The organism is Neomegalonema sp., assembly GCF_028688855.1.
Taxonomy (GTDB): domain Bacteria; phylum Pseudomonadota; class Alphaproteobacteria; order Rhodobacterales; family Rhodobacteraceae; genus Neomegalonema.
Map to the genome: position 1 here is coordinate 42,840 of NZ_JAQTXI010000024.1, position 6,806 is coordinate 49,645.

The 6,806-nt window shown below is 66.7% G+C and carries 3 protein-coding genes; all 3 read right to left on the minus strand.

Translation table 11 applies throughout. The features are described from left to right. Positions 1–59 precede the first annotated feature (59 nt). The gene (locus PHN62_RS15005; RefSeq protein ID WP_300152040.1) at positions 60–2,474 is read right to left on the minus strand and encodes a M10 family metallopeptidase C-terminal domain-containing protein; all 2,415 of its coding nucleotides are present in this window, start codon (positions 2,472–2,474) and stop codon (positions 60–62) included. Between the two features lie 224 nt (positions 2,475–2,698). Beyond that, positions 2,699–5,140 (minus strand): M10 family metallopeptidase C-terminal domain-containing protein, encoded by a 2,442-nt coding sequence (locus PHN62_RS15010; protein WP_300152042.1) that lies wholly within the window; start codon positions 5,138–5,140, stop codon positions 2,699–2,701. Between the two features lie 224 nt (positions 5,141–5,364). Beyond that, positions 5,365–6,806 (minus strand): calcium-binding protein (locus tag PHN62_RS15015; RefSeq protein ID WP_300152044.1); only part of this gene is annotated, 1,442 nt, incomplete at its 5' end.

Genomic DNA, 6,806 nt, shown 5'->3' on the forward strand with positions numbered 1-6,806 from the left:
CGCAAACCGCAAGCCTTTTCGCGATGAGGGAAAAGGCTCCGGTCGGTTCGGGAGGGGACTCAGAAGAGGAAGTCGCTGTCGGCCAGAGCGGTCACGCCCTCGAGCCTGATGGCGAATTCGGCGGCTCCGTCTGAATCGGTGTTGCCGTAGAGCGTGCCGGTCGCGGCGTCGAAACGCAGCTGGCCCGCCGTCGTGAAGGCCGCGTTCGCGGCGATCAGCCCCGTGAAGCCCTGACGACCGGCGACGGACGGATCCGCGTCGAAGGCCGAGAAGTCGATCAGATCCTGACCTCGCGTGAAATCGCCGATCACGTCCGCCGTGGCGGTCGTGGCGCCGCTGTCCAGAGCGCTGCGGAAGACGAAAAGGTCAGACCCGGAACCGCCATAGAGGACATCGCGCCCATGCCCGCCTTCAAGCGTGTCGTTCCCGCCTCCGCCCCAGATGATGTTGTCGCCCGCGTCGCCGCGCAGATCATCCGCGAAGTTCGAACCCTGGAGGTTCTCGATGGAGACGTAAGTGTCTCCGGCGGCCTCGCCGGTGTTGAAGGCGGAGTTCCCCAGATCCGCCGTCAGTCCGACGGCCGCATTGGCGTAGGTGACGCGGTCGCTGCCCGCTCCGCCGTCCAGACGATCGGCTCCGAGCCCGCCGTTGAGGACGTCGTTGCCGTCCTGGCCATAGAGGACGTCGTTCCCGGCGCGGCCCCGGAGGATGTCGTTCCCGAGCCCGCCCCAGATGATGTTGGCTCCCGCGTCGCCGCGCAGATCATCCGCGAAGCCCGACCCCTGGAGGTTCTCGATGGAGACGTAAGTGTCTCCGGCGGCCTCGCCGGTGTTGAGGGCGGAGTTCCCCAGATCCGCAATCACTCTGACGGCCGCATCGGCGTAGGAGGCGCGGTCGCTGCCCGCTCCGCCGTCCAGACGATCGGCTCCGAGCCCCCCGTTGAGGATGTCGGTGCCGTCCTGACCATAGAGGACGTCGTCTCCGGCGCGGCCCCGGAGGATGTCGTTCCCGAGCCCGCCCCAGATGATGTTGGCTCCCGCGTCGCCGCGCAGATCATCCGCGAAGCCCGACCCCTGGAGATTCTCGATGGAGACGTAAGTGTCTCCGGCCGCTTCTCCGGTGTTGAAGGCGGAATTCCCCAGATCCGCAATCACTCTGACGGCCGCATCGGCGTAGGAGGCGCGGTCGCTGCCCGCTCCGCCGTCCAGACGATCGGCCCCGAGCCCCCCGTTGAGGATGTCGTTGCCGTCCTGACCATAGAGGACGTCGTTCCCGGCGCGGCCCCGGAGGATGTCGTTCCCGAGCCCGCCCCAGATGATGTTGGCTCCCGCGTCGCCGCGCAGGTCGTCCGCGAAGCCCGACCCCTGGAGGTTCTCGATGGAGATGTAGACGTCTCCGGCGGCCTCGCCGGTGTTGAGGGCGGAATTCCCCAGATCCGCAATCACTCTGACGGCCGCATCGGCGTAGGAGGCGCGGTCGCTGCCCGCTCCGCCGTCCAGACGATCGGCCCCGAGCCCGCCGTTGAGGATGTCGTCCCCGTCCAGCCCGAAGAGTTCGTCGTCTCCGGCGGCGCCCTTGAGGGTGTTGGTGAAATTGTTGCCGGTGATCTTGTCGGCTCCGGAGCCGCCATAGCCGTTCTCGATCACGACGCCATAGGCGATGGTGTAGACGGTCAGGATGTCGAGGGTGGGATTCGGAGCGTAGGAGGCCCATCCGCCTCCGCCCTCCTCGACGAGAAGCGAGGCGGCGCGCAGATCGATGATGGTTCCGAAGGTCGAGGCGCTGAAGTCGATGGCGTCGACGCCTCCGGCGTCCCAGATCGCGCGGATCTCGCTGGTCAGTCCGTAGGAATCCTTGCCGGTCCTGTAGGAGGAGTTCGCGCCGTAGATGGCCTGAAGCGCCGCGATGTCGAGCGCGCCGTAATGGTTGACGTCGATGTTGGGCGTATAGGACGGGAAGTAGATATCCTTCTCTTCGTTGGAGTTGAAGTAGGACATGCGCGTGTCGAGGCGGGGGAACATATCGGAGAGCGCCCTGCTGGAGCGGGGATGCGTCAGCCCGACGGCGTGTCCGATCGCGTGGACCACCGTGAAGTCATGCTCCGTGAGCGTGCCGGTCCCGATCACCACCGTCGACTGATGGGCCGAGAGCTCCCGATAGGCGTATCCGGGGTCGCTGCCGCCCGGAAATTTCAGGCTGTGGAGCAGGATGTCCGAGGCGGCGGTGTCGGCGACCTCCGAGAAGGTCAGGGTGGTGAAGGAGGAGATTTCGGCGAAGGCGTCGCGCGCGAGCGTCTTCTGACTGTCGCTCCAGGCGTTGGATTTGGACGACATGTGCGCATAGTAGCCGTAGAAGCCCCCCGCTGGCGCAAAGGCGTAGGTCAGGCTCGTGGCGGTCCACTTGTCGGACGCGCACGTGAGCGCCCCCAGAAGCGGATGCGTGGAGGGATCGATGTTGCTGGCGCCGAGGGACATCCCGTTCTCCATGGATCTGCGTTCATGTCACGCCCCTCCGGAAGCATGGTTTCGGCCTCCGCAATCTTCCGGGCCGGAGGACCCGATGTCCGGCGCTCCTCGCGTTCAGGCTTCGAGCCTGAGACTTTCGGGCGCCCCTGAAGCTCAAGATGTCGGTCGGATTCCCGCAAACCGCAAGCCTTTTCGCGATGAGGGAAAAGGCTCCGGTCGGTTCGGGAGGGGACTCAGAAGAGGAAGTCGCTGTCGGCCAGAGCGGTCACGCCCTCGAGCCTGATGGCGAATTCGGCGGCTCCGTCTGAATCGGTGTTGCCGTAGAGCGTGCCGGTCGCGGCGTCGAAACGCAGCTGCCCCGCCGTCGTGAAGGCCGCGTTCGCGGCGATCAGCCCCGTGAAGCCCTGACGACCGGCGACGGACGGATCCGCGTCGAAGGCCGAGAAGTCGATCAGATCCTGACCCCGCGTGAAATCGCCGATCACGTCCGCCGTGGCGGTCGTGGCGCCGCTGTCCAGAGCGCTGCGGAAGACGAAGAGATCGGACCCGGAATCGCCATAGAGGAAATCGCGTCCACGGCCTCCTTCGAGCGTGTCGTTTCCGGCGCCGCCGCTCAGGGCGTCGTTCCCGGCGCCGCCCCAGATGATGTTGTCGCCCGCGTCGCCGCGCAGATCATCCGCGAAGTTCGAGCCCTCGAGATTCTCGATGGAGACATAGGTGTCTCCGGCGGCCTCGCCGGTGTTGAAGGCGGAGTTCCCCAGATCCGCCGTCACAGCCGACGTCGCCTCGGCGTAGGAGGCGCGGTCGCTGCCCGCTCCGCCGTCCAGACGATCGGCTCCGAGCCCGCCGTTGAGGATGTCGTCCCCGTCCTGGCCATAGAGGACGTCGTTTCCGGCGCGGCCCCGGAGGATGTCGTTCCCGCCTCCGCCCCAGATGATGTTGGCTCCCGCGTCGCCGCGCAGATCATCCGCGAAGTTCGAGCCCTGAAGATTCTCGATGGAGACGTAGGTGTCTCCGGCCGCCTCGCCGGTGTTGACGGAGGATTGCGCCAGATCCGCCGTCAGCCCGACGGCCGCATCGGCGTAGGTGACGCGGTCGCTGCCCGCTCCGCCGTCCAGACGATCGGCTCCGAGCCCGCCGTTGAGGATGTCGTTGCCGTCCTGACCATAGAGGACGTCGTTCCCGGCGCGGCCCCTGAGGATGTCGTTCCCGGCGCCGCCCCAGATGATGTTGGCTCCCGCGTCGCCGCGCAGATCATCCGCGAAGCCCGACCCCTGGAGGTTCTCGATGGAGACGTAAGTGTCTCCGGCGGCCTCGCCGGTGTTGAGGGCGGAATTCCCCAGATCCGCAATCACTCTGACGGCCGCATCGGCGTAGGAGGCGCGGTCGCTGCCCGCTCCGCCGTCCAGACGATCGGCTCCGAGCCCGCCGTTGAGGATGTCGTTGCCGTCCTGACCATAGAGGACGTCGTTTCCGGCGCGGCCCCGGAGGATGTCGTTCCCGAGCCCGCCCCAGATGATGTTGGCTCCCGCGTCGCCGCGCAGATCATCCGCGAAGCCCGACCCCTGGAGGTTCTCGATGGAGATGTAGACGTCTCCGGCGGCCTCGCCGGTGTTGAGGGCGGAATTCCCCAGATCCGCAATCACTCTGACGGCCGCATCGGCGTAGGAGGCGCGGTCGCTGCCCGCTCCGCCGTCCAGACGATCGGCCCCGAGCCCGCCGTTGAGGATGTCGTCCCCGTCCAGCCCGAAGAGTTCGTCGTCTCCGGCGGCGCCCTTGAGGGTGTTGGTGAAATTGTTGCCGGTGATCTTGTCGGCTCCGGAGCCGCCATAGCCGTTCTCGATCACGACGCCATAGGCGATGGTGTAGACGGTCAGGATGTCGAGGGTGGGATTCGGAGCGTAGGAGGCCCATCCGCCTCCGCCCTCCTCGACGAGAAGCGAGGCGGCGCGCAGATCGATGATGGTTCCGAAGGTCGAGGCGCTGAAGTCGATGGCGTCGACGCCTCCGGCGTCCCAGATCGCGCGGATCTCGCTGGTCAGTCCGTAGGAATCCTTGCCGGTCCTGTAGGAGGAGTTCGCGCCGTAGATGGCCTGAAGCGCCGCGATGTCGAGCGCGCCGTAATGGTTGACGTCGATGTTGGGCGTATAGGACGGGAAGTAGATATCCTTCTCTTCGTTGGAGTTGAAGTAGGACATGCGCGTGTCGAGGCGGGGGAACATATCGGAGAGCGCCCTGCTGGAGCGGGGATGCGTCAGCCCGACGGCGTGTCCGATCGCGTGGACCACCGTGAAGTCATGCTCCGTGAGCGTGCCGGTCCCGATCACCACCGTCGACTGATGGGCCGAGAGCTCCCGATAGGCGTATCCGGGGTCGCTGCCGCCCGGAAATTTCAGGCTGTGGAGCAGGATGTCCGAGGCGGCGGTGTCGGCGACCTCCGAGAAGGTCAGGGTGGTGAAGGAGGAGATTTCGGCGAAGGCGTCGCGCGCGAGCGTCTTCTGACTGTCGCTCCAGGCGTTGGATTTGGACGACATGTGCGCATAGTAGCCGTAGAAGCCCCCCGCTGGCGCAAAGGCGTAGGTCAGGCTCGTGGCGGTCCACTTGTCGGACGCGCACGTGAGCGCCCCCAGAAGCGGATGCGTGGAGGGATCGATGTTGCTGGCGCCGAGGGACATCCCGTTCTCCATGGATCTGCGTTCATGTCACGCCCCTCCGGAAGCATGGTTTCGGCCTCCGCAATCTTCCGGGCCGGAGGACCCGATGTCCGGCGCTCCTCGCGTTCAGGCTTCGAGCCTGAGACTTTCGGGCGCCCCTGAAGCTCAAGATGTCGGTCGGATTCCCGCAAACCGCAAGCCTTTTCGCGATGAGGGAAAAGGCTCCGGTCGGTTCGGGAGGGGACTCAGAAGAGGAAGTCGCTGTCGGCCAGAGCGGTCACGCCCTCGAGCCTGATGGCGAATTCGGCGGCTCCGTCTGAATCGGTGTTGCCGTAGAGCGTGCCGGTCGCGGCGTCGAAACGCAGCTGCCCCGCCGTCGTGAAGGCCGCGTTCGCGGCGATCAGCCCCGTGAAGCCCTGACGACCGGCGACGGACGGATCCGCGTCGAAGGCCGAGAAGTCGATCAGATCCTGACCCCGCGTGAAATCGCCGATCACGTCCGCCGTGGCGGTCGTGGCGCCGCTGTCCAGAGCGCTGCGGAAGACGAAGAGATCGGACCCGGAATCGCCATAGAGGAAATCGCGTCCACGGCCTCCTTCGAGCGTGTCGTTTCCGGCGCCGCCGCTCAGGGCGTCGTTCCCGGCGCCGCCCCAGATGATGTTGTCGCCCGCGTCGCCGCGCAGATCATCCGCGAAGTTCGAGCCCTCGAGATTCTCGATGGAGACATAGGTGTCTCCGGCGGCCTCGCCGGTGTTGAAGGCGGAGTTCCCCAGATCCGCCGTCACAGCCGACGTCGCCTCGGCGTAGGAGGCGCGGTCGCTGCCCGCTCCGCCGTCCAGACGATCGGCTCCGAGCCCGCCGTTGAGGATGTCGTCCCCGTCCTGGCCATAGAGGACGTCGTTTCCGGCGCGGCCCCGGAGGATGTCGTTCCCGCCTCCGCCCCAGATGATGTTGGCTCCCGCGTCGCCGCGCAGATCATCCGCGAAGTTCGAGCCCTGAAGATTCTCGATGGAGACGTAGGTGTCTCCGGCCGCCTCGCCGGTGTTGACGGAGGATTGCGCCAGATCCGCCGTCAGCCCGACGGCCGCATCGGCGTAGGTGACGCGGTCGCTGCCCGCTCCGCCGTCCAGACGATCGGCTCCGAGCCCGCCGTTGAGGATGTCGTTGCCGTCCTGACCATAGAGGACGTCGTTCCCGGCGCGGCCCCTGAGGATGTCGTTCCCGGCGCCGCCCCAGATGATGTTGGCTCCCGCGTCGCCGCGCAGATCATCCGCGAAGCCCGACCCCTGGAGGTTCTCGATGGAGACGTAAGTGTCTCCGGCGGCCTCGCCGGTGTTGAGGGCGGAATTCCCCAGATCCGCAATCACTCTGACGGCCGCATCGGCGTAGGAGGCGCGGTCGCTGCCCGCTCCGCCGTCCAGACGATCGGCTCCGAGCCCGCCGTTGAGGATGTCGTTGCCGTCCTGACCATAGAGGACGTCGTTTCCGGCGCGGCCCCGGAGGATGTCGTTCCCGAGCCCGCCCCAGATGATGTTGGCTCCCGCGTCGCCGCGCAGATCATCCGCGAAGCCCGACCCCTGGAGGTTCTCGATGGAGATGTAGACGTCTCCGGCGGCCTCGCCGGTGTTGAGGGCGGAATTCCCCAGATCCGCAATCACTCTGACGGCCGCATCGGCGTAGGAGGCGC

Excerpts from the sequence above, each read along its gene's own strand:
- PHN62_RS15005 (WP_300152040.1), bottom strand. The coding sequence starts at position 2,474 with ATGTCCCTCGGCGCCAGCAACATCGATCCCTCCACGCATCCGCTTCTG.
- PHN62_RS15010 (WP_300152042.1), bottom strand. The coding sequence starts at position 5,140 with ATGTCCCTCGGCGCCAGCAACATCGATCCCTCCACGCATCCGCTTCTG.